General features: G+C 54.3%; 24 protein-coding genes. 11 read left to right on the top strand and 13 right to left on the bottom strand.

The genetic code is table 11. From position 1 onward, the window contains the following. Positions 1-257 precede the first annotated feature (257 nt). Genes IAD09_00760 through IAD09_00750 form a run of 3 tightly spaced genes read left to right on the top strand, consistent with a single transcriptional unit; the run spans position 258 to position 2,967 of the window. Positions 258-920, top strand: coding sequence for a hypothetical protein (locus IAD09_00760; protein ID HIT80768.1), 663 nt, complete (start codon positions 258-260; stop codon positions 918-920). A 3-nt stretch (positions 921-923) separates the two neighbouring features. Beyond that, positions 924-1,823, top strand: coding sequence for a hypothetical protein (locus tag IAD09_00755; protein ID HIT80767.1), 900 nt, complete (start codon positions 924-926; stop codon positions 1,821-1,823). A gap of 10 nt (positions 1,824-1,833) precedes the next feature. Further along, positions 1,834-2,967 (top strand): carboxypeptidase regulatory-like domain-containing protein, encoded by a 1,134-nt coding sequence (locus IAD09_00750; protein HIT80766.1) that lies wholly within the window; start codon positions 1,834-1,836, stop codon positions 2,965-2,967. A gap of 119 nt (positions 2,968-3,086) precedes the next feature. Here IAD09_00750 and IAD09_00745 read toward each other — a convergent pair whose 3' ends face one another. From IAD09_00745 to IAD09_00730, 4 genes are all read right to left on the bottom strand, one after another. Continuing rightward, positions 3,087-3,980, bottom strand: coding sequence for a cation transporter (locus IAD09_00745; GenBank protein HIT80765.1), 894 nt, complete (start codon positions 3,978-3,980; stop codon positions 3,087-3,089). A 79-nt stretch (positions 3,981-4,059) separates the two neighbouring features. Continuing rightward, positions 4,060-5,052: a tryptophan--tRNA ligase gene (gene trpS / locus IAD09_00740; GenBank protein HIT80764.1), complete on the bottom strand. Its 993-nt coding sequence runs from the start codon at positions 5,050-5,052 to the stop codon at positions 4,060-4,062. A 175-nt stretch (positions 5,053-5,227) separates the two neighbouring features. After that, the gene (locus IAD09_00735) at positions 5,228-6,172 is read right to left on the bottom strand and encodes a DMT family transporter (protein ID HIT80763.1); all 945 of its coding nucleotides are present in this window, start codon (positions 6,170-6,172) and stop codon (positions 5,228-5,230) included. A gap of 304 nt (positions 6,173-6,476) precedes the next feature. Then, positions 6,477-7,052 carry an Lrp/AsnC ligand binding domain-containing protein gene (locus IAD09_00730; protein HIT80762.1) on the bottom strand — a complete coding sequence of 192 codons (576 nt, stop codon included), beginning with the start codon at positions 7,050-7,052 and terminating at the stop codon, positions 6,477-6,479. Positions 7,053-7,229: 177 nt separating this feature from the next. Here IAD09_00730 and IAD09_00725 point away from each other — a divergent pair, with 177 nt between their 5' ends. The 3 genes from IAD09_00725 to IAD09_00715 are packed head-to-tail and all read left to right on the top strand — an operon-like array spanning position 7,230 to position 9,355. Then, complete coding sequence (locus IAD09_00725) at positions 7,230-7,796, top strand: GNAT family N-acetyltransferase (protein ID HIT80761.1); 567 nt, start codon at positions 7,230-7,232, stop codon at positions 7,794-7,796. Positions 7,797-7,815: 19 nt separating this feature from the next. Continuing rightward, on the top strand, positions 7,816-8,715 hold the full coding sequence (locus tag IAD09_00720; GenBank protein ID HIT80760.1) for a zinc ABC transporter substrate-binding protein: 900 nt from the start codon (positions 7,816-7,818) through the stop codon (positions 8,713-8,715). Then, the gene (locus IAD09_00715; protein HIT80759.1) at positions 8,699-9,355 is read left to right on the top strand and encodes an ATP-binding cassette domain-containing protein; all 657 of its coding nucleotides are present in this window, start codon (positions 8,699-8,701) and stop codon (positions 9,353-9,355) included. The genes IAD09_00720 and IAD09_00715 overlap by 17 nt, the downstream gene beginning before the upstream one ends. A 9-nt stretch (positions 9,356-9,364) precedes the next feature. On the opposite strand, the gene dprA is transcribed toward IAD09_00715, so the two are convergent. The 9 genes from dprA to dgt form a co-directional block, all read right to left on the bottom strand. Further along, positions 9,365-10,480, bottom strand: a complete 1,116-nt coding sequence (gene dprA, locus IAD09_00710) for a DNA-protecting protein DprA (GenBank protein HIT80758.1) — start codon at positions 10,478-10,480, stop codon at positions 9,365-9,367. 6 nt (positions 10,481-10,486) lie between these two features. Continuing rightward, positions 10,487-10,897: an acyl-CoA thioesterase gene (locus tag IAD09_00705; GenBank protein ID HIT80757.1), complete on the bottom strand. Its 411-nt coding sequence runs from the start codon at positions 10,895-10,897 to the stop codon at positions 10,487-10,489. Positions 10,898-10,909: 12 nt separating this feature from the next. Continuing rightward, complete coding sequence (gene hflX, locus IAD09_00700; GenBank protein ID HIT80756.1) at positions 10,910-12,151, bottom strand: GTPase HflX; 1,242 nt, start codon at positions 12,149-12,151, stop codon at positions 10,910-10,912. Positions 12,152-12,291: 140 nt separating this feature from the next. Then, positions 12,292-12,864: a sugar O-acetyltransferase gene (locus IAD09_00695; protein ID HIT80755.1), complete on the bottom strand. Its 573-nt coding sequence runs from the start codon at positions 12,862-12,864 to the stop codon at positions 12,292-12,294. Between the two features lie 6 nt (positions 12,865-12,870). Then, complete coding sequence (gene yaaA / locus IAD09_00690) at positions 12,871-13,281, bottom strand: peroxide stress protein YaaA (protein ID HIT80754.1); 411 nt, start codon at positions 13,279-13,281, stop codon at positions 12,871-12,873. Next, positions 13,167-14,819 (bottom strand): AMP-binding protein, encoded by a 1,653-nt coding sequence (locus IAD09_00685; GenBank protein ID HIT80753.1) that lies wholly within the window; start codon positions 14,817-14,819, stop codon positions 13,167-13,169. The genes yaaA and IAD09_00685 overlap by 115 nt, the downstream gene beginning before the upstream one ends. Before the next feature lie 20 nt (positions 14,820-14,839). Then, positions 14,840-15,412 (bottom strand): helix-turn-helix transcriptional regulator, encoded by a 573-nt coding sequence (locus IAD09_00680; protein HIT80752.1) that lies wholly within the window; start codon positions 15,410-15,412, stop codon positions 14,840-14,842. A 130-nt stretch (positions 15,413-15,542) separates the two neighbouring features. Next, positions 15,543-16,772, bottom strand: a complete 1,230-nt coding sequence (locus tag IAD09_00675) for a TPM domain-containing protein (GenBank protein ID HIT80751.1) — start codon at positions 16,770-16,772, stop codon at positions 15,543-15,545. Between the two features lie 14 nt (positions 16,773-16,786). After that, positions 16,787-18,121, bottom strand: coding sequence for a dNTP triphosphohydrolase (gene dgt / locus IAD09_00670; GenBank protein HIT80750.1), 1,335 nt, complete (start codon positions 18,119-18,121; stop codon positions 16,787-16,789). A 188-nt stretch (positions 18,122-18,309) separates the two neighbouring features. On the opposite strand from dgt, the gene dut reads away from it, so the two are divergent. From dut to IAD09_00645, 5 genes are read left to right on the top strand one after another with little or no spacing between them, the layout of a single operon-like run. Next, entirely contained in the window at positions 18,310-18,747 is a 438-nt protein-coding gene (gene dut, locus IAD09_00665; protein ID HIT80749.1) for a dUTP diphosphatase, read from the top strand. Positions 18,748-18,774: 27 nt separating this feature from the next. Beyond that, positions 18,775-20,490, top strand: coding sequence for a tetratricopeptide repeat protein (locus IAD09_00660; protein ID HIT80748.1), 1,716 nt, complete (start codon positions 18,775-18,777; stop codon positions 20,488-20,490). Then, the gene (locus IAD09_00655; GenBank protein HIT80747.1) at positions 20,483-21,319 is read left to right on the top strand and encodes a DUF4292 domain-containing protein; all 837 of its coding nucleotides are present in this window, start codon (positions 20,483-20,485) and stop codon (positions 21,317-21,319) included. The genes IAD09_00660 and IAD09_00655 overlap by 8 nt, the downstream gene beginning before the upstream one ends. Further along, positions 21,316-22,563 carry a peptidoglycan DD-metalloendopeptidase family protein gene (locus tag IAD09_00650; GenBank protein HIT80746.1) on the top strand — a complete coding sequence of 416 codons (1,248 nt, stop codon included), beginning with the start codon at positions 21,316-21,318 and terminating at the stop codon, positions 22,561-22,563. The genes IAD09_00655 and IAD09_00650 overlap by 4 nt, the downstream gene beginning before the upstream one ends. Beyond that, positions 22,560-23,501 carry a GNAT family N-acetyltransferase gene (locus IAD09_00645; protein ID HIT80745.1) on the top strand — a complete coding sequence of 314 codons (942 nt, stop codon included), beginning with the start codon at positions 22,560-22,562 and terminating at the stop codon, positions 23,499-23,501. The genes IAD09_00650 and IAD09_00645 overlap by 4 nt, the downstream gene beginning before the upstream one ends. The last annotated feature ends 11 nt before the right edge of the window (positions 23,502-23,512 follow it).

The raw sequence follows: 23,512 nt of genomic DNA, 5'->3' as shown, positions 1-23,512 counted from the left end.
GTCTATTTCATAACTCAAACAAAAACCCGTTTCCACTCCGCTGGAAACGGGTTTCTTTATTAAAGACGTTTTTACAGCGGTTATAAGTTCGTTTTGGTCGAGTCTCTGTTTTGTTTGATTTTATTTTTACTCTGCATATCTGACTATTTTGTAAAATTTGATTGAAATTTATTTGCACGGCCCTATATTATTTATATCTTTGCAAGACAGTTGTTTTATTGAACAGGTTTTTCAACCTGATTTGAAAGGACTCGATCATGAAAAATAATTTTTTAATATATGTCCAAATGAAAGCAAATCAAATTTTATTTCTACTGCTTCTCGCTCCAACGATGATTGGGTGTGGAAGTTCTCAAAAAAGTGCCTATAACGATTATGAGTATCAAGAATGGAAAAGGCAGCAACAGCAACAACAACAGCGCCCATCGAGGACACTTCGTACCGTAGAACCGTGCATAGCCTTGGCAAATGCCGAGTCGGAAAATCTGCGGGCTTACGGAACGGCCACTTCTTATGTTGAAAAAGTTGCTTTGTCCGAAGCCGAGCGGGATGCACGAAATCGCATGGCTTCCATGATTAAAGTGGCAGTAGAGGGAGCAGCCCAGGATTATGCCCAAAATGCTGCCCGAAATATAAAAAGTACGGCGGGAACGCTTGGAGAGTCCATAATGACACAATATGTAGCCCAGGAAATTTCAAACACGAGGGTAATAGAAACCTCGATATATGATTTGTCTGATGGTAGCGTGCAAGTCTATGTTTGCATAGAAATGAGAAATACGACGAACGAGTTTTCTGACAAATTGAAAAATGAGTTGAGTCGTGATGGTGTTATTGAATTGGAATATGATAGAGAGCGTTTCATGCAGAAAATGTCAGAGGGACTTGAACGGTACAAAAAAGAAAACAACCTTAAATAACGTATGAGAATAGTCATATTGCTCTTGATGATACTCTCGGTATCGTCGGAGATATTGGTTTCTCAGAATGTCTCGTCCGACCCATATCGCCCAAAATGGTTCCAAAAGCTCCCGACTCCTACAAACGCCACATTCAAGTACGAGATACATACAGCTATCGCTCCGACACTAGATGAGGCTCGTGAAAAATGCTTGTTTGAATTGGTGTCCGATTCCGGCTTGAAAAACGGCATTTTGGCTATGTCCGACGGAGTATCCAAACAGTCCGTATCACAAGAATGGGTAAATGGTAAATTACATGAGCAGGTAGACTATAACAGTACGACAAATCTTCATTTGCAGAGTGAAGTCTCAAAACTTTATGTAGAAGTCGTAGATGAGTTTTGGGAGATGGATAGAGCAGGGAATTATGTACTGTCGAGGTTATATGCCGTATCGGCATCGGATGTCCCTCCGTTGTTTGACAATCTGTCGCTTACCACAAATTACGGCGCAAGGGCAATGTGGAAATCTCTTATCATTCCCGGTTGGGGACAATTCTCAAAGGGACAGAAACTCAAAGGCGGAATGATTCTGGGCGGAGCGGCACTCTTGGTTGGCGGTATCGTAGCCACAGAGAATATGCGGGCTGACTATCGACGCAGGGTGAACGAAACACATGATGTGGCACAACGACGCGATTATATCAGACGTGTCGACCGCTTTTCCACGGCAAGAAACGTGTGCATCGGAGCTGTTGGGGCATTGTATGTCTACAATCTTGTCGACGCCATAGTATCGCCGGGTGCGCGTCGCGTGGTTGTCAAGTCGAAAGGCCGCGATGCTTTGAATTGTTCATATAATATCTCTCCCGCATTGTATGAAGGAAAAACCTTGGCGATGGAATTTAGTTTAACATTTTAAATTATTGAATATGAAAAAAACAATGAGGCTGCTGAGCCTCTTTTTATCGGTGTTGTTTATCACAACTGCCTGTGATAAAGAAGAAGAATATAATGTATTCGGAGGCGTGTATGGAAAAATTTCATCTGCCGATACGAAAGCTGCAATTAGTGGAGCGCAGGTGATGCTATCACCCGGGAACATTACTGCCGTAACGGGGCGCGATGGTAGCTATGAGTTTGTCGAGCTTGAACCGGGCCAATATCGTCTGTCGGTAACGGCTTCGGGCTATATCGAGAATAGCCGGCAAGTATCGGTCATTTCCGGAGAGAGTGTGATATGTGACATGCAACTCACGTCCGAGAAATCTGTTTCCGATGTATCGCTTTCGACGAAATCGTTACAGTTTGGTACAACTTATAACGAGCGGGATTTGGTGATAAACAATATCGGAAATTCGCCCATTTCATGGCAGATAACGAACATTACGGTCGATTGGCTTAGTGTTTCTCCTTCTGTGGGGTCTACAAGTGTAGGTAAATCAAGTACGGTGAAAGTGATGATAGACCGTTCGAAAATCACGAAAGATGTCAATACCTCTTTTAATGTCGAGGCCGCCGGTGGGTCACAATCGGTGCAAGTGTTTGTGTCTTATAAAAATACGTCGTCGGGTAATGAGGGCGATGAAACCGCTGAACCGGACGATGAAGAAGATGGAACAAGAGAAGATTATAGCTCGGCAAGTGTGTCTTCGGGGGATAGTCGCATAGAAGCTGAGATTGTGAGTTGCAAGCGCAGTGGTTCTTCCGTAACACTTACTTATACGTTGAGAAATGTTTCGTTGGGCGCGATTAATGATTTCAGAATATATACGACAAATAGCAATTCTCTCATAATGGGCGGATATCGAACCGTTATTACGGATGATGATTACACCAATTATGTAACTTCAAATTATACATTTAACGGAGTCTCTCAAAACCAGAATTATGTACTGACCTCTACATTCCCCGAGAGGGTAAAATGTCAGGGAACGGTGGTTGTCAAAAATTTCAATGCTTCTGCCGATAAACTGACTGTGATTTTGGGTATATGGCCTTATGATTTGTATCCCGACTCTTTGACCGACCCGCGAATCTATTTTGAAAATGTTCCCATATATTAGAGATACATACTGATCATATTAAATATCTTTTGAAGAGGATGTTGTAAAATGATTCCTCATTGAGGAAAGGGACCAAACAAAGTTGTTTGGCCCCTTTCCTGCTTTATTAAGTTCCGTTTTTAGCAACAGTCGGCGTGGCAATGCTCGCCGGGACGTTCGAGCTCGAATGTGGCGTGTTGTATGTTTTTTTCTTGCAGGAGGTGTCTCAGGTCGTGTTTCAGTGATTCTGTGTCGTCGAACGAGTCGACGACGATATGGGCCGTCAGGGCGTTTTGTGTCGTGCTGATGGCCCAGATGTGCAGGTGGTGCACCTCGACGACACGCGGGTCGCTGAGCAGGAGTCGGGCTATCTCTTCGCTGTCGATGCCTGCGGGGACTCCATCGAGCGAGAGCCTAATGCTGTCGTGCAGCAAATCCCATGTCGAAAGCAGAATGATGAAGGCCACTATCAGGCCTATGATGGGGTCGATGATATACCACCCTGTGTGCGCGATGATGACTCCCGAGACGAGTACGCCGATGCTCACCAGCGTATCGGCAGCCATGTGCAGGAATGCCCCTTTCACGTTGAGGTCGTGGGCACGGTCTTTGAAAAACAGCCATGCCGTGAGGCCGTTGACGACAATCCCGATACCGGCTATCCAGGCAATGGCACTTCCTTCGAGCGGTTGCGGGTGGCGGAGTTTCTCGACACATTCGGCGATGATGAATCCCACGGCCACCAGCAAGATGATGGCATTGAGCAGTGACACCAGCACGGTACTCTTTTTATAGCCGTAGGTGTAGAGGTGCGAGGGTTTCACTTGTGCGAGGCGGAAGGCGACAAGTGCCAGCACGAGGCTGATGACGTCGCTCAGGTTGTGACCGGCATCGGAGAGCAACCCCAGCGAGCCGAATACAAATCCGGCAACCGCTTCGGCAATGACAAAGGCTATGTTCAGCCCGATGCCCCAAAGAAAGGCCCTGTTCAGGTGCTCGGGCGCATGATGGTGATGATGATGGTCGTGCGACATGGCGGTAGTGGCAAGTGTGAGAAAACAGCGCGGGTGGTCTCGGGTCATTTGTCCCGGGACCGCCCGAACGGCATACATTTTAGAAGTAGTGGATTCCCATGATTTCTTTTACCTCGGCGATGGTTTTCGAGGCGCTTTCGCGGGCTTTTTCGGCGCCTTGCGCAATGACCTTCCGCAGGTAGGCATCGTTGCTCTTGATTTCGGCAATGCGTTCTCTGATGGGGGTGGTCACTTTGAGAATGTCCTCGGCCAGTTGTTTCTTCATGTCGCCGTAGCGTATCTCGCAGTTGTTGTATTTCTCCTCGAAATAGGCGAGCGTGTCGGGCGATGAGACGATTTTCATGATGGTAAAGAGGTTTTCTACCGGTTCCGATTTGGGAGCGTTGGGCGTTTGGGGGCCTTCGTCGGTCACGGCGCGCATCACCTTTTTGCGCAAGGTCTTCTCGTCGTCGATAAGGTAGATGCAGTTACCCTCGGACTTGCCCATCTTGCCGCTGCCGTCAAGACCCGGGATTTTGACCGACTCTTCGCCGAAGTTGTAGCTGGTCGGTTCGGGAAAATATTCCACGCCGTATATCGTGTTGAAGCGACGGGCGAAACGACGCGTCATTTCGAGGTGTTGTTCCTGGTCCTTGCCCACAGGCACCTTGGTGGCCTTGTGTATGATGATGTCGGCTGCCATGAGGGTGGGGTAGGTGAGCAAGCCGGCGTTTACGTTCTCGGGCTGTTTGCGCACCTTGTCTTTGAACGAGGCGGTGCGTTCGAGCTCGCCGATGTAGGCATGCATGTTGAGCAGCAGGTAGAGTTCCGAGACTTCGGGAACGTCGCTTTGTATGAAGAGCGAACAGGCTTCGGGGTCGAGCCCGGCAGCCAGGTATTCGGCCAGTATGCTTTTTACGTTTACCGACAACATTTTGGGGTCGGGGTGTGTGGTAAGGGAGTGCAGGTCGGCGATGAAGAAGAAGCAGTCGTTCTCGTGTTGCATTTTCACAAAGTTGCGCAGTGCGCCGTAATAGTTGCCCAGGTGCAGGTTCCCGGTCGAGCGGATTCCGCTGACGACGATTTCTCTCATATAGGGTCTGTTTTTTTGTTATTGTTTTGTCTGGTTTTCGAGACAAAGGTAATTATAAAAGCCGAAACCGAGAAATGCCGGGGCTATTTGTTTGAGATTGTGCAACGTTTGTTTCTTACTTTTTCACATGAATGTCCGTCGCGGTTCTCCGCCGTGCCGTCGGGTGATGGCGGGGTTATTTCGGGCCGAAGGCCGATGTGAGAAATTGCCGTATCCGACCGATAAGAAGGCGCAGCTGTCGCACTCCCAGCGACTTGCCCATGATGATGAGGATTACTCCCGAGAGTATGAGCAGGATTCCCCAAGCCAGTCGCGCCGTGAACGGTTCATCGAAGAGGGTCACTCCGATGGCTACTGCCGTGAGCGGTTCGAGGGCTCCCAGTATGGCGGTGGGGGTCGACCCGATGATGCGCACGGCCACCGACATGGTGACCAGGGAGACGACCGTGGGGAGAATGGCCAACAGGCAGGCGAAGAACCACATATAGGGGGTGGTAAGCGGCTGCAAATGGTGGCTCTCGCCGGTCAGGGAGTGCAAGACGATGGTGAGAATGCAGAAGAGCAGCACATAGAAGGTGAGTTTTATCGACGACATGCGCAGTCCCGAGCGGTTGACGACGATGATGTATAGGGCGTAGGAGAGAGACGAGGCCATGACCAGTACGATGCCCACGGTACTGAGCACTTCGTTGCCGTCGCCCTGGTAGAGCATGGCGATGCCGCTTAGAGCCAATATGATGGAGAGGGTGGTCGACAGGGTGATTTTTTCATGGAAAAATAGCGCCATGATGAGTGCCACCATGATGGGGTAGACAAAGAGCAGCGTTGAGGCAACGCCGGCGTCCATGTAGTGGAAACTGCTGAACAGCGTGATCGACGAGGCCGCAAAGAGAATGCCCAGTCCGCCGATAATCGACAATTCCCGCCAGCTGACGGCAAACGATATTTTTTGAACCTTCATGAGCAACATGAGCAAGAGTGCCGCCAGTGTATAGCGGTAGAAGAGCACCGAGTCGGTATTGAGCCCCACACGATAGAGGTAGAGGGCTCCGAGCGGATTGGTGCCGTAGCTGACGGCGGCTATGATGCCGCATATTGTGCCTTTGGCCTGAGGTGTCATTTCCGGATTTTTTGGGAGTGCAAATTTACGGATTCGTATTGCTCCATGAGATATTTTTCTCCGGATTAGAAAATACGTTTTGATTTTTCGACTGTGGAATTTGGCACCTTCCCTGGCGTTTGGGAATTTTCGAGGCGCGTTGTGTGTTGGGCCCGTTGTGATTTGCCCTTGCCGGTGTGCGGGTGCGGTTGCCTGTTATCGGGGGCGAAGGGCGGTGGCGACAGGCCGTCGGGGGAAAACAAAAAAAATCTCCGGCACTGTTTGGCCGGAGATTTTTTTGGAGGGTCGAGAGAGGGTTGCGTCCTTACATGTCGGCATTGCTTTTTCTGCCTCTTTTCTTTTTTACCGGTTCTTCATCGGGAGTCTTGTCCGATTCCTCGATAGGCTCGCTGTAATTGTCGGCTCTTTCGTAGGAAGAAAGATTCTCGATGGGAAGTTGGCGGCGGAACGCTTCTTTGAAGGAGATAATCGATTCGGTACGCGCCAGCCCCAGCGGTTGCAGTTTGGTGTGGATAATTTGCAACAGGTGGTTGTTGTTGCGGGCGTATATTTTCAAGAACATATCATATTGACCGGTGGTATAGTGGCATTCTACGACTTCGGGAATATGTTGCAATTTATCGATGACCTCTTTGAATTGACCCGGAGATTGCAGGTACACACCGATGTAGGCGCACGTCTCGAAGCCGATTCGGTTGGAGTCGAGGGTAAATTCCGACCCTTTGATGATGCCGAGATTGGTCAGTTTTTGCACGCGTTGGTGTATGGCTGCTCCCGATACATTGCATTCACGAGCCACTTCCAAGAACGGAATGCGCGCGTTCGATGCGATAAGTCTCAAAATTTTATAATCGAGATTATCCAGTTGATGATGTCCCATAGTTTTATGTGTATGTTTAGCAGGACAAAGATAATGAAAAAAAACAAATTGCATTAAAAACGAATAAAAATATTATCTTTGTTGCGTCAAATCGACGGAAAAGACACCTCGACGAACCGGAACGCTTGGCGAATGTCCTTTTGTCGACGGGCTTTTTCGCACGTTAATCCTACGTCTATGTTGAACTTGGAAATTGTAACCGCTTCCGATAAAGAGTCGCTCTCTTATATCGAAAGTCTATACTTGGATTCTTTTCCGCCCGATGAACGTCGGCCATTTGAGCAGATTGTCGCGATGTTGCGTGAAGACTCTGTATTTGTCTTGCGGCTGTTGTGCGACGACGGCCGGCGGGTGGGTTTCATCTCTTGTTGGCAGTGGCCCGACTTGGCCTATGTCGAGCATTTTGCCGTCGACCCGGCTGTGCGTGGCGGAGGTTATGGAGCGGCTGCCTTGCAACGCTTGTGCGCTGAGGCGGGCACGCCGGTTGTGCTCGAAGTGGAAAAGCCCCATGATGAGATGTCGCGTCGCCGCATAGGCTTTTACCGCCGTTGCGGCTTTGTGCTTTCGGAGCGACCGTATGTCCAGCCCCCTTATTCCGAAGGGGCACGGCCGTTACCGCTGCATTTGATGTTCTTTGCCGCTCCTTCGGCCGGATCCGATGTCGTCCCTGATTCATTTTTCTGTGAGGTGCGCGACCGGTTGCATCACGACGTCTATCGCGTTGAGGCGGGCCGTTATGTTTAAAATTGATTTCCGAAATAGAATGTTCCCTCGTTTTTGCCGTAGGCCCCTCTTTGGTGTGTTGCTTGCAGGTCTCTTTTTTTGCGGCGCGTGGTGCGGTTGCTCCGACACGCGCTCTTCCCGCTTGTCGGTGGCCGTGACGATACCTCCGTTGCAGAAGTGGGCCGAGCAGTTGTCGGGTGGTCGTGTCGATGTCGTATGTGCCGTTCCCGACGGCGGGAATCCCGAGTCCTATGATTTGCCGCCTTCGGCGATGGTCGAGCTTTCCCGTTGCCGTCTCTATTTCAGTTGCGGCTATTTGGGTTTCGAGCGCACTTGGCTCGACCGGCTGGCCGATAACAACCCCGACCTTCGCGTCGTGAACCTTTCCGAGGGGCTCCCTTTGATTTATGGGTCACATCATCATCACGCCGAAGCGGGGCACTCTCATGCTTCCGATGAGGCTTTTCCCGACCCGCACATCTGGTGTTCCCCCCGGTTGGCCCGCCATATCGTGACAGCCATGTATCAAGCCTTGGTCGAAGTCGACTCGGCCGGTGCACCCTTTTATGCCGAACGTTATCGGCACCTCGACCGGGAATTGGCGCAACTCGACTCCACGCTTGCCGCCCGTCTCCTTCCGTTGCAAGGAAAAGCCTTTGCCGTGTATCACCCCACGCTTTCTTATTGGGCCGCCGAGTACGGCTTGCGACAACTGGCGCTCGAACCCGACGGGAAATCACCTTCGCCCCAATATTTGAGGGCTATGGTCGATTCGGCTCGGAGTGCCGGGGTGGAGGTGGTCTTTATCCAGCAGGAGTTCGACCCGCGGCAGGCGGCCACGTTTGCCCGCGAGGTCGGTTGCCGCACCGAGGTTATCAATCCGCTGGCCTATGACTGGAACGAAGAAATAATGCGTATTACCGATGCTTTTACCCGATAACAAACAGATTGTCCTGAGTCAGGTCGGTTTGAGATATGACGATTATGTCGCACTTGATGATGTCTCGCTCGAAATCGGTCGAGGCGATTTTGCTTTGATTGTTGGCCCGAACGGCGGAGGAAAGACCTCTTTGCTGCGCATCATCTTGGGGCTTCTGCCTCCCACCCGTGGGGAGCTCTCGTTCTATCGGGACGGAAACCCCGTCGCATCGCTCGACATCGGTTACCTGCCGCAGAAGAGCCGCATCGACTCCCGTTTCCCGATTACTGTCTCGGAGGTGGTGGCGATGGGGCTTTTGGCCAAGAAGTTGTCGCGCAAGGAGGCACGCCGCAGGCTCGATGAGATGTTGCAGCGGGTCGAGCTCTCAGCCTATGCTTCCGCTCCGATAGGTGAACTGTCGGGCGGGCAGTTGCAGCGGGCTTTGTTTGGCCGGGCATTGATTACCGGCCCCGAAGTGCTCGTCCTCGATGAACCGACTTCCTACATCGACCCGCATTTCGTCCCGTTGATGAGCCATCTGTTGCACGAAGCCAACCGCACGGCGACGGTGGTGCTGGTCTCGCACGATGCGGCGCATTTCGAGCCCTTGGCTACGCGCCTGTTCAGGGTACATAAGACAATAGAGGAAATTTCGTTGTGACGGCGGAATCTATTTGACGGCTCTGAAAACACCGCCCGGGAGGGTGCGTACATACCCTTTGAATTCCATTTCGAGCAATATCGACAGCGCTTCGCCGGCCGGGAGTCCCGATGCCACGGTGAGGAGGTTGATTTGCATCTCGCCCTGTTCGTGCAGAAGTTGCAGGAGCAGGGCTTCTTTTTCGCTCATGTCGGGAAACAACGGGAGTTGCCGGCTCTCTGTCCGGTTGTCGGCTGTTTCCCAGCCCAAGGCTTCGATGAGGTCTTCGGCCGAGGTCACCAGGGCGGCAATGTTGTCGCGTATGAGCCGGTTGCACCCGGCCGAACTCTCCTGCCCGATGTTGCCCGGCAGGGCAAATACCTCCCGGTTGTAGTCGCGGGCGAGCCGCGCGGTGATGAGGGCGCCTCCTTTCTCGGCCGACTCCACGACCAATGTGGCTTCGCTCATGCCCGCCACGATGCGGTTGCGCGCCACAAAATTGATTTTCAGTATCGGCTGTTGTGAGGTATATTCGGTGAGCAGTCCGCCGTGGCATTGGGCTTCTTGTGCCGTCGCGTGGTGTACCGAGGGGTAAAGCGTGTGCAACCCGTGTGCCAGTACGCCGATGGTCGAAAGCCCGTTTTTCAAGGCTTCCCGATGGGCACAGATGTCGATGCCGTAGGCCATGCCGCTGACGACGGTGAGCCCGGGCACGGCGCGTGACAGGTCGGTGAGCAGGTCGGCACAGAAATCCCGCCCGTAGCGTGTCGCCTTGCGCGTGCCGACGATGCTCAGTACGCGTTGCGGGTTGGGGTTGCCTTCGCCCATGAAATAGAGCATCACCGGGGCGTCGGGGCATTCCCGCAGTCGTGAGGGGTAGTCGGGGTCGGTCAGGAAAATCGGCGTGATGTTTTTCTTCTCGATAAACTCCATCTCGCGGTCGGCGGCCGCGAGGGCTTTCTGCCGGGCTTCTGCGTCGAACAGCGGAGCGTTGGCGTCCAGTATCTCTCTCCATCTTTCGGGCGACTCGTCAAATAGCGGCACGATGTCGCCGCATGCTTGCAACAGGCATTCGGCGGCTTGCCGGGTCATGCCTTTCATCTGGGAAAGGGCGATGGCATATCGTAGGCCGGGAGAGGGTAGCACGGTCGATTATATCAGGTAGTCTTTGAAAAATTCGGCCAATTTGTCGCCGCGGGTCGCGTGGCCGTTGACGGTGGCGACACTCTCCACCTTGCCCCGGGTGCAGAGCTTGTCGTCGCTTTTGCGGTAGATGTCTTGATAGAAGACATATTTGGGACCTTCTCTCCGCATGTAGAGGCGGCACACGGCGATGTCCTTGCTGCGCAGGGAGACGCGGTATTCGATTTCGACCCGGCGCACGACGCATTCGATACCCAATTCGCGCAGGTCGGTAAATCCTTTTCCTGCACTCAGGAGAAACTCATGGCGGGCATGCTCCATGTAGTGCTGGTAATTGGCGTTGTTGACGATTCCTTGCATGTCGCATTCGTAGTCGCGAACCTTGATTTCGATTTCGTGGGTGTAGCGGGGCTTTTCCATGACTGAACGTGTTTAAAAGTTGTCGCTGTTTCCGCTCTCATCGAGAGAGTCGTATTTCTCAAAAAGAAAGTCGTTGTAGGGGAAGCGGGTGACGTGTATCTCTTTTACCCGTTGATAGAGGAGTTGTTTCAACTCTTCGATGTTGTTGCGTTCGCGGGCCGAGATGAAGATGCAGTTCTCGTGCATGCGCGACATCCATGTCTCTTTCAGCTCTTCGAGGGGGATATTCTCCCGCGTGCGGGGTGACAGGTCGTCGGGTTCCTTTTCGATGTGTTTGTAGGCATCGATTTTGTTGAAGACGAGAATCATCGGTTTGTCGGTGGCGTTGCATACCTCGTAAAGGGTCTTGTTCACGATTTCGATTTGTTCTTCAAAAGCGGGGTGGGAGATGTCGACGATGTGCAGGAGCAGGTCGGCCTCACGCACCTCGTCGAGGGTCGACTTGAACGACTCGACCAGGTGGGTGGGCAGTTTGCGAATGAATCCCACCGTGTCGGTGAGCAGGAACGGCAGGTTGTCGATGATGACTTTGCGCACGGTCGTGTCGAGCGTGGCGAAGAGTTTGTTCTCGGCAAAGACTTCCGATTTGCTCAACAGGTTCATCAAGGTCGATTTTCCCACGTTGGTATATCCCACGAGAGCCACGCGCACCATCTTGCCGCGGTTTTTGCGCTGAATGCTTTTCTGCCGGTCGATGTGTTTCAACTCCTGTTTGAGCAGGGCGATTTTGTCGAGAATGATACGGCGGTCGGTCTCGATTTGCGTTTCACCGGGACCGCGCATGCCGATACCGCCCCGTTGCCGTTCGAGGTGGGTCCACAGTCGGGTAAGCCGGGGCAGAAGGTATTGGTATTGGGCCAGTTCCACTTGTGACTTGGCGTGAGCCGTTTGGGCGCGTTTGGCGAAGATGTCGAGAATGAGGCTTGTGCGGTCGAGAATCTTCACCTGCAAAGCCTGTTCGATGTTTTTCAGCTGTTTGGGTGAGAGCTCGTCGTCGCAGATGACGAGTCCTATTTCGTTTTCGTCGACAAAGGTCTTTATCTCGGCCAGTTTTCCGCTGCCCACGAAGGTTACCGAGTTGGGCTGGTCGATGCGTTGCAGGAATTTCTTGACCGGTTCGGCACCGGCGGTCTCGGCGAGAAATGCCAGTTCGTCGAGGTATTCGTTGGCTTTGGCCTCGTTCTGCGTGGGGGTAATCAGGCCCACCAGTACGGCGCGTTCGTTGACTTCTTCGGTGAGTATAAATTCTTTCATGCCAGGGTTGTTTACACAATATGTGGCGAACGGCGGGTCAGCGACGGTAAGGGTGGAAACGGGGTTTCTTCTCTTTTCCGGCGCCGGGCTGCCGGCTCTTCCATACAAAGATACGAAGATATTTCGGAATATCGTTGCGGTCAGGCCGTTTTGTCGTCGACCGGAGTGCGGCGAACCACGCGGGCGGGATTGCCCACGGCGACCGAGTCGTCGGGAATGTCTTTCACGACGACGCTTCCGGCGCCGATGATGCAGCGGTTGCCGATGGTGACGCCGGGGCATATCACCGTTCCGCCCCCTATCCAGCAGTCGTCGCCGATGGTGACCGGCTCGCCGTGCTCGACACCCGTGGCCCGTTCGCGATAGTCGAGCGGGTGCATGGGACAGTATATCTGCACGTTGGGGCCGATGAGAATGTTGCGGCCGAGCTTTACCCGGGCAGTGTCGAGTATGGTGCAGTTGTAGTTGATGAATCCGTTTTCACCCCCTTCGATGAGGAAGCCGAAGTCACACAGGAACGGCGGTTGCACGATGAGCGAAGGGTGCGTATTGGGGAGAAGTTGCCGCAAGGTGTCGTTGCGGGTGAGGCAGTCGGCAAACGATTCCCGGTTATATCGCTCGGCGATGCGCAGGGCATTTTGGTGCAGGGCGGTGAGTTCGGGGTCGAAGGGTGAATAGACTTCACCGGCCAGCATTTTTTCTTTTTCTGTCATGTCGGGTTATTCGTGAGTGTAGATGTAGATGTAGATGTGGTTGTGGTTGTCGGAGCGTTGCGGGTTGAACCGGAACCCTTCCCACTCGAAGGCTTCAAGCGTGTCGGGCGTCTCGATGCGCTCTTTCAGCAGATGGCGCGCCATGGCGCCGCGTGCCATTTTGGTGTTGACGACGACGGTCTTCCAGCCGTCGTTGTGCCGTATTTGGAATTGGGGGCGTGACGATGTGCGTCTCACGCGAGGCAATAACCCCCGAAGGTTATTGCCTCGCGCATCGTTTGGGTGTGGAGAATGGTTGCTTGTTATACCGGGGTGATGCCTTGCTGGCGGAGCAGTTCGAGACCCAGGTCTTTGAGCTTGTATTTCTGTATCTTTCCGCTGCCGGTCAACGGGAATTCCTTGATGAAGAATACATATTTCGGAATCTTGTGGCGGGAGATTTTCCCTTTACAGAAATCTTTCACGTCGGCCTCTTCGAGCGTTTCACCCTCTTTGAGAATGATGAAGGCTCCCACCTCTTCGCCATATTTGCGGGAGGGAACGGCGGCAACCTGCACGTCTTTGATTTGGGACATCTGGTAGAGGAACTCTTCGATTTCGCGCGGGTAGATGTTTTCGCCGCCGCGGATTATCATGTCTTTGATGCGACCGGTGATTTTGAAGTTGCCTTCGGGGGTCTTTATGCCGAGGTCGCCCGAGTGCAGGTATCCGTTCTTGTCGATGATTTCGGCGGTGGCTTCGGGCATTTTGTAGTAGCCTTTCATGATGTTGTAGCCTTTGCAGCACATTTCGCCCTGCACGCCAACGGGGCACTCTTCGAGGGTTTCGGGGTCGATCACCTTCACGTCGATTTCGGGTAACGGGCTGCCGACGGTGGTGGCGCGCACTTCGAGCGGGTCGTCGACCTTGCTCTGTGTCATGCCGGGTGAGGTCTCGGTAAGGCCGTAGACGCTGGTGATTTCGGTCATGTACATCTTGTCCATCACTTCGCGCATGAGCCATTCGGGGCAGAGGGAGCCGGCCATGATGCCGGTGCGCAGCGATGAGAGGTCGAACATGCTGAACATCGGGTGGTTCAACTCGGCGATGAACATGGTGGGCACGCCGTAGAGAGCCGTGCAGCGTTCCTTATGTACCGAGGCGAGGACCACGAGCGGGTCGAAGCGTTCGAGCATCACCGCGCAGGCACCGTTGGTAATGATGGCCATGATACCCAACACGATGCCGAAGCAGTGGAAGAGCGGCACGGGCAGGCACACGCGGTCGTTTTCGGTAAATTTCATGCACTGGCCGATGCAGTATCCGTTGTTGGTGATGTTGTGGTGGGTGAGCATCACGCCCTTGGGAAACCCGGTCGTGCCCGAGGTGTATTGCATGTTTACCACGTCGTAACAGTTGAACCGGCTGCGGCAGGCTTCGAGTCGTTCGTCGCTTTGGGTCTGGCCCAGCAGGAGCAGTTCGGCGGTGTTGTACATGCCGCGGTGCTTTTCCTGTCCGATGTAGATGACGTTCTTGATACAGGGGAACCGTTCGCTGCGCAGGTTGCCGCGTTGCGAGGTGCGCAACTCGGGCAGCATGGTGTAGGTCATGTCGATGTAGTCGCTGTCGAACGTGCCGCTTGAAATGCAGAGCGTGTGCAGGTCGGCATTGTCGGTGAGGTACTCCAACTCGTGTTGCTTGTAATTGGTGTTGACCGTGACCAGTACGGCGCCTATCTTGGCCGAGGCAAAGAGGAAGGTGAGCCAGTCGGGTACGTTGGTGGCCCAGATGCCGACATGCGACCCGGTGGTCACGCCGATGGAGAGCAGTCCTTTGGCCAGTTCATTGACCCGCTTGTTGAATTGCCGGTAGGTAAATCGCAGGTTCCGGTCGGAATAGACGATAAATTCTTTGTCGGGAGTTCTTTCGGCCCAGTATTCGAGCCATTCGCCCAAAGTCTTTTCAAACAATTGCATGATGAGGGTGATTTTGGGGGTTATGCCGGTACATATACCACGGCCAGTATTTTGGCGGGACGACCGCCGTGTGCGTGGACGTGGTGCGGGACGATGGAGTCGTAGTAGATGCTTTCACCGGCGTTGAGGACGTAGTTTTTGTTGCCGTAGGTGATTTCGACGCAGCCTTCGGTCACGATGATGAACTCTTCGCCTTCGTGTGACGAGAGTTCATGCTCGTCTTTCTCGATGGGGGATATTTCGATGGAGAAAGGTTCCATGTGCCGGTTGGCCTTGTTGTGGGCCAAGGAGTGGTAGTGCATGTGCGAAGGGGTGCGGGTCGAGTTGGTCGAGAAACTCACGTCGGCACTGTTGATGTTCGACACGGCCGGTCCCAAATCGTCTTGGTCGTCGAGGAACGTACCCAGCCGGGTGCCTAATGCCCGCGCGATTTTCAACAGAATCGACAGTGCCGGCAGGTCGGTGTTTTCTTCGATTTGGGCCAGTTGTTCTTGGCTGATGCCCGCTTGGCGGGCCAGCTCTTCTTGGGACATTTTTTCTTCTTCCCGGAAGTGGCGTATTTTTTCGCCTACTGAGGTTGTATGTGATGTCATGGTTGTGTGATGAAAAAATCTTTTTTTTTGGAGAGGACGAAGTTATGATAATATTTTCTTTCTTCCCAAGTTTTTGTTTTAAATCTTTCGGGAAAGAATTTTCAAAGTAATGATTTGGAATTTTAAAGGTTTACCAGCTCGATGTCGAACCGCCTCCGCCGGAGAGGCCTCCACCAAATCCTCCGCCGAAATGGCCGCCGCCGAATCCTCCACCGCGGCCGCCTCCGCCGATGATGGGGGTGATGATGATGGGGAGCGTGTAGGGAACGACATTTTCGAAGTGGCAGTGCCGGCAACGATAGCGTTTCTCTCCGAGCCCGCTTTGGAAGGGGGTGGCCGGTGTGATGATGCGGTCGCTTTCGAGGGCGTAGGTGTGAGCGTGGCAGCGTGGGCACTCGGCATAGTGCGACTCTTTGTTGGGGAAGGCATAGACCTCGGTGGCACCGCAGTGGTTGCACAGCCACACGTCGTAGTCGACCGAGCGGACGATTTCCTCGGCATTCTCCTTCGCGGTGAGGAACTGGTTGTCTTCCTCTTCGTTGAGCTTGTGCATGGGGTGCCCGCAGTTCTCGCATTTACGTTCGGCGTTGCGCAATCGGTGCATGCTTCGTCGGATAAACAGGTAGGTGAACAGGTTGAAGAGCGGGAAAATCACCGCCATGATTTTTAGTGTGGGGAGTTGGTTTTCGAGTGCCCGATAGCGTACAGGCGGTTTTTTCTCCTGCAATGGCGTGCGCAGCATGAGCAGTATGACGACCGAGAAGAGCAGCGACAGCCCGAGGTACATCTCGATGAGGACAAACCAGTCGCCCTCTTCGCGAGTTGTGGCGGCATATACCTCGTCTTGGTGGTCGGGGGCTTCGATGATGTCGCAGATGCGGGTTATACCCTGCACCATACCCAGGTCGTAGTCTCCTTGGCGGAATGCCGGCAGCATCTCCTGCGTTTGTATGCGCTTGCACAAGGCATCGGGCAAGATGCCTTCGAGGCCGTAGCCCACTTCGAAGCGTATCTTGCGTTGGTCGAGGACGAAGAGCACCAGCAGGCCGTTGTCGTTTTCTTTCTGTCCGATGCCCCAGCGGCTGAACAGTTCGTTGGAGAACGATTCGAGGTCTTGGTCGCCAATCGATTCGACTACGACGACTGCCGTCTCGGCCGTGGTGCGGCGGCGGAGCGAGTCGAGACGGGTGTTGATGAGGCTTTCGGCCTGTGGCCCGAGTATGCCGTCGGGGTTGGAGACGAACCGCCGGGCGTCGCTTATTTGCACGTTGGGAACGGTTTCAACCCGGTATTCGGCGGCCGGCGCCATTCCGCAGGTGAATAATATCAGGAAAAGGAAAAGTCTGATTCGTATGTTCATAGCACGATGAGTGATTATAAGGCTGGCAGGCTCATGCCGTTGATTTTGCGATAGAGGTCGAGGGCATAGACGTCGGTCATGCCCGAGATGTAGTCGATGACAGCCTGTATGCGGGTGAAGGTGTCGTCGCTCTGCATCTCATACTGGCCGGGCACTTTGTTGAGCAGCAGTTGTGAATAGGCTTTTTCGGGGTTGAGCACGGCATCGATGAGCTTGTCGAGCAGGACGGTGATGATGCGGTTACCGGCCAGTTCGATGTCGAGAACGTCGGAGGCTTTGTAGATGTAGCGGTAGGCCACGTCAGAGCAAGCCTTGTAGGCGTTGCGGGGCGTGTCGCTTATCTGCTCGATGAGGCAGCCTTTGAGCTCTCCGCGCAGCAACTCGTCGTCGAGTTCGACAAAAACGCGCGAGCATTCGTCGACCAGCTTGCCGATGACGCACGAGCGCAGGTAGGCGATCTGTTCGTTGAGGTCGGAGACGATGTGCAGGGTCTCTTCGATTCTCTGGCGGCGTTCACCGGTGAAGAAGTCGAGAAAGAGCTGTTCCACGACATCGGTCGTGAGAATCTTCAACTTGTGGGCATCTTCGATGTCCATGATTTGATAGCAGATGTCGTCGGCCGCCTCGACCAGGTACACCAGCGGGTGGCGGCAGTAGCGCACTCCGTTGTCGGGTATGCGTAACATGCCCAGTTCGTCGGCAATGCGGATAAAGTCGTTGCGTTCCGACGTGAAAAAGCCCAACTTTCCTTTTTCTCCGGCCAACGTCGACTCATAGGGGTATTTCACGATGGAGGCCAGCGTCGAGTAGGTCATGACAAACCCGCCTTCGCGGCGCCCTTTGAACTGGTGGGTGAGCAGTCGGAAGGCGTTGGCGTTTCCCTCGAAATGGGTGAGGTCTTTCCACTGGTCGTCGTTGAACGCGAGCCGCTCTTTGAGTTGCAGGCCGTTGCCTTCGGAAAAGTAGGTGGCGATGGCTTTCTCGCCCGAGTGGCCGAACGGTGGGTTGCCCAAGTCGTGAGCCAGGCAGGCCGCGGCCACGATGGCGCCGATGCCGTGGAACTTGTCGACCCAGGCTTCGTCGCGGTATTTCTCGGCCAGGGCGGCCGAGATGTTGTTGCCCAACGAACGTCCCACGCACGACACTTCGAGGCTGTGGGTGAGACGGTTGTGCACGAATATGCTGCCCGGGAGCGGAAACACCTGCGTCTTGTTTTGCAACCGGCGGAATGGCGATGAGAAGACCAGCCGGTCGTAATCGCGCTGGAAATCGGTGCGTGTGTGCTGGTGGGCGTCGTGGTAACGTTCGAGTCCGAATCGTTTCGACGACAGCAGCCGTTCCCAACTCATGATTCTTTCTTCCATAAAATTTCTCCTCTTTGAGAATGAAGAGCAAAGATACGAAAAGTTGCCGTATTGCCCTAATTTTGCGGGAAAGTTGCTTTCTATCGGTAAAAAATGAAAAAATAGGCGGCGACTTTCGTGAGATTTCGTTATTTTCGCCGATAATATTTTCGATAAAATCACAGCCTTGCAATATGGAGACAATCGTGAAAATCATCAATCGGTCCAAACACCCTCTTCCTGCATACGAAACCCCGCAATCGGCCGGCATGGACATTCGTGCCAATCTCGACGCACCCATCGTGCTCAAACCCCTGCAACGCGTGCTTGTGCCCACCGGGCTCTATATCGAGTTGCCGGTCGGATATGAGGCGCAGATGCGTCCCCGCAGCGGCCTGGCCCTGAAAAAGGGCATCACCTTGCTGAATACCCCCGGTACCATCGATGCCGATTATCGCGGGGAGATAGGGGTGATACTCATCAACCTTTCCGACCAGGACTTTACGATTGCCGATGGCGAGCGCATCTGCCAGATGGTGGTGGCGCCTCACAGTCGGGTCGTGTGGAACGAGACCGACACGCTGGCCGACAGTGAACGTGGTGCCGGCGGTTTCGGACACACGGGCGTGTAACCAGGGCGAAACTACATCTCGATGTTTATGAAACACCATATCACGCAGTTCGTTCTTTGGCTCTCCCTCCTTGTCCCTGCGGGGTTGCAGGCCGCGGCGGGTGTGGCCGGCGCTGAGACCGGCGACAAGGCCAAGGCGCAGTATGCCTATTTCGAGGCGATGCGTCACAAAGGGTCGGGACATCATGCCGAGGCATTCGATTTGTTGCGTCATGCCATAGCCCTCGACTCGACCTTGGCGGCCGCCTATTCCGAAGTGGCCGGATACTATTTCACCCTGCGCGATGCCGTCACCGGCTACCGCTGCCTGCTCAAAGCGGTCGATTATGCCCCCGGGAACCGTTGGTATATCCTTTCCGCGGCCGAGTGCGCGCGGCAGATTCGCGACTATTCCCGGGCCGATTCGTTGTATGGAATGTATTTGGCGCTGCGCCCTTCCGATTTTGACATTCTCATGCGGCGGGCCGAGGTGTGCCTGCTCCAAGGCGAGCCCGGGAAAGCCCTCGACGCCTATAACCGCTTTGAAGAGCAGTTCGGTGCCAGTGAAAGCACCATTTTGCAAAAAGCCCGCATCTATCATCTCATGCAAGCCCGCGAGCAGAGTTACAAGGAGATGGAACGTCTCATCGCCGAGAATCCCCGTAACGTCTCTTATGTCTTGCTGCTGGGTGACCTCTATCTCGACGGCGAACGCTATGACGACGCTTATCGCACCTACATGCAGGCCCGGGCCATCGACCCCGAAAACGAAACCCTGCATCTCTCCCTGCTCAATTATTATCGCACGCAGAACGATTGGAACGCCTATTTGGGACAAGCCGATACGGTGCTTTTCCATAGCGACCTTCCGGCCGATGCCCGTCTGTCGGTGCTGCCTTATGTCGTGCAGATTCTTTCCGACGAAAAATCCCGCCTCGACTCGATCATGACCCGTTTGTGCGAGCTTTATCCCCGTGATGCCGATTTGCGCAAACTGTATAGCGAGATATTGATTCATGCCGGTGATTATGACCGTGCCCAGGAACAACTCGAAGTGGCCATCGATATTGCACCCGACGAGGATTTGTGGCAGCGGCTTTTCTCGATACTGGTCGAGAAAAACGACAACGAGGCCCTCATCGAGGCGGCCCGTCGCGCCATACAGGCTTCGCCCGAAGTGGGACGCTATTATCTCATTGTCGCGTCTTCCCAGTTGGTGGCCGAACGTTATGATGAAGCCGCGGCTACGTTGCATCAGGGCTTGAACGTCCCCGAAATCGGGTCCGACCCGTTGATGCGTTCTGAGTTTTATACCCTTTTCGGCGATATTGCTTTCCGACAGGAAAAAGCCGACGAGGCGTTTGCCTACTATGACAGGGCGCTCGAAAACAATCCCAAGAACTATGCCACGCTCAATAATTACAGCTATTACCTCGCGTTGTTGGGACGCGACCTCGACAAGGCCGAGCGCATGAGTGGCGAAGTCATCAAGGCCAACCCCGACAATGCCACCTACCTCGACACTTATGCCTGGGTCTATTTCAAGCTGGGACGTTACTCGCTGGCGCGGCTTTATCTCAAAAAAGCCATCGATATTGCCTCCGAGGCCAGTGCCGAGATGTATGAGCATTATGGCGATGTGCTGGCTGTGATGGGAAATGAGGCCGAAGCGGTGGAGTGGTGGCAAAAAGCCGTCGAGGCCGGAGGCGACTCCGAAACATTGCGACAGAAAATCGCCCGGAAAAAATATGTCGAGCATGAATAGATGGGTGTTGCTCATATCGCTGCTGGCGCTGGTGGCTCTCTCGGGGTGCCGTAGCCGTCGTGCCGTATCGGCGGGAGAGATGCTTCCCCCGACCAGGGAGCTGTCGCCCGGCTTGTTGCTCGACGAACTGCTCACCCGCAGCGATGGCGACACTTCGGCCCAGATGAAGGCGTCGGCCTTGATTTCGTTCGATGGGAATGCCGCCCGTAGCCGGGTGCAAATACGGTGGCGGCGCGACCGTGCAATACAGGTCTCGATACTGCCGCTCATGGGCGTCGAAATAGCCCGCCTCGTGCTCACCCCCGACACGATACATCTCATCGACCGGTATCACAAGCAATATGCCGTCGTTGCGGTTGGGGAGTGGACGCGACGGTCGCCTCTCGACCTCTCTTTCGAGACGGTGCAGTCGCTTTTCCTGGCTCGTCCGGCATGGCCGGGCGGTGCGATGACGCCCGGTGACCTCTCGCTTTTTGAAACCGTCGCCGACGGTACCGGCGGATATGCTTACACGGCTCAGGCGGCAGGGACGGCTTGCGACAACCGCTTCACCATCGACAACCGTGCCTGCCTCACCACGTTCCAGTGGCGCAAGCCTCATGCCGCATCGTCCCTTTCGGGACGTTATGCCGGCTATGGTGTCGCGCAGGACCGCATCTCCCCCCGGGAAATGACCCTGGTGCTTTCGGCCGTATTCGAGGGTGAGGTGTCGTTCACCTTGGAGAATATGGAGTATGGCTGGAATGCCCCCCAAAACATATCGGCCCATGTGCCGTCATCATACCAAAGAACCGATTTGCAAACATGGATAGAAACAATATCGCGATGACGAGTCGTCTGCTGCTGCTCTTGGTGGCCTTTTTCTGTGCGGGGCTTGTCCCGGCGCAGAACTCGAAGAAGGTGCAGTCCCTGAAAAAACAGCAGACAACGGCCTTGCAAAATATCAAGAATACCAATCAGCAGATAAACAAGACCCAGAAAACCCAGCTTCAAGCCCTGCACCGCCTCGAAGCTATCTCTACCGAGATTGCGCACATCAACGACAGCATCAAGGTGCTCAATGCCGAGATGGCGCGTACCATGGAGCAGGAAAAGCAACTGACGGCCGAGATTGCCGACCTTGAACGTTCGCTTGCGGCCAAGAAAGAGAGCTATGCCAAGGCCGTGCGTTCCATGACCGTGCGGCGCGACAACCGCTATGATGCGTTGATGTTTATCCTTTCGGCCTCATCGCTCGACCAAGCCTACCGCCGTTTCCGCTATCTGCAAGAGTTTTCCTCCTGGCGGAAGCAGGAAGCCAAGGAAATCGTGAAGCAGCGCGATGACCTCAACCAGCGGCGCACCGAGTTGCTGCGGGTGCGCAAGGCACAAGGCGAGGTGCTGGCGTTGCGCACGGCCGCTTCGCAACAGCTCATTCGTCAGCAACGGGAGCAGCGTACCCTGGTTGCCGGCCTCAGGAAGAAAGAGCGGACGTTGAAGCAGGAACTCAAAAAACAGCAGCAACAGGCCGATGCCTTGGGTCGCCGCATACAGGAGGTCATCGAAGAGGAGGCGCGTAAGGCGGCCGAAGCCGCAGCGGCCAAAAAGAAAAATTCGGCAACGAAACCTTCGACGCAGGCCGGTTATCAGATGTCGAAAGACGAGGAGCAGCTCTCCCGCAACTTTGCACAGAATCGGGGCAAGCTGCCGACTCCGCTGTCGGGACGTTACCGCATCATCGCCCATTTCGGCACACAGCAGCACCCCGATTTGAAGTATGTGAAAATCAACAATCAGGGCATCGACATGCAGACCCAGCCCGGCACAAAAGCCCGCTCGGTTTTCGATGGCGTGGTCACGAGCATCTTTGTCATGCCGGGCTATAACACCTCCATCATTGTTCGCCACGGTGAATACTTGACGATTTATTCCAACCTCAGTACCATATATGTGAAAACCGGCGACCGCGTGAAAACCGGTCAGGAACTCGGAATCATTTACTCCGACCCCGAGGAGGACAACCGCACGGTGCTTCACTTCCAGATAAGAAAAGAGACAACCAAATTAGACCCCGAACTGTGGCTGAAAAAATGAACCCCATCACGATGACCCGTTACACGCCCGACAGGAAGGCCGAGTGGGACGCGGCGGTAGAGATGGCCCGCAACGGGACGTTTCTTTTCCGGCGCGATTATCTCGAATACCATGCCGACCGTTTTCCCGATTATTCGTACTTGTTTTTTTTTAAAGGGAAACCGATTGCCCTTCTCCCGGCGCATCGGCAAGACGACATGCTCTGTTCGCACCGGGGGCTCACTTATGGCGGCCTCGTCCTTTTACCCGGAGCTACGGCCGAGCGGGTCATCTCCATCTTCGACCTGATGGCCGAACGGCTGCCGGCCGAGGGCATGACCCGCTTGCTCTACAAGTGTGTGCCCCACCATCTGCATCGCTATCCGGCCGAGGAAGACCGTTATGCCCTTTTCTTGCGACGGGCTTCGCGGGTCGCCTGTAACATCGCTTCGGTGGTCGATTTGTCGGAACCCCTCCGCTTTGCCGAGTTGCGTCGCCGGGGGGTGCGCAAAGCCCTGTCGGCCGGCGTTTCGGTGGGAGAGAGTGAGGCGTGGGCCGATTTTTGGGAAGTCCTCAAAGAAAATCTCTCGCACCGTTTTGGTGCACATCCCGTGCATACGCTCGACGAGATAACCCGTTTGCATGCTCTCTTCCCCGGGAATATCCGTCTCTTTACCGCTACGCTCGACGGTCGGGTCGAGGGCGGTACCGTGGTGTATGAATGTGGCGATTGCGTGCGGGTGCAATATATATCGGCCTCTGAGCGGGGCAAGGAGTGTGCCGTGCTCGACCTCCTTTTCGATTATCTCCTTCGCGACCGGTATGCCTCACGCCGCTATTTCGATTTCGGAACCTCCAATGGCGACGACGGCCATTTCCTCAACGAAGGTCTCATCGCCCAGAAAGAGGGGTTTGGCGGCCGTGGCGTCGTGTATGAAACCTATCTTCTCACCTTCTAACGGCATGGCCT

Source organism: Candidatus Caccoplasma merdavium, from assembly GCA_018715595.1.
Taxonomy (GTDB): Bacteria; Bacteroidota; Bacteroidia; order Bacteroidales; family UBA11471; genus Caccoplasma; species Caccoplasma merdavium.
The sequence above is the reverse complement of the archived record's forward strand: the minus strand, read 5'-3'. Positions and strand labels throughout refer to the sequence as shown.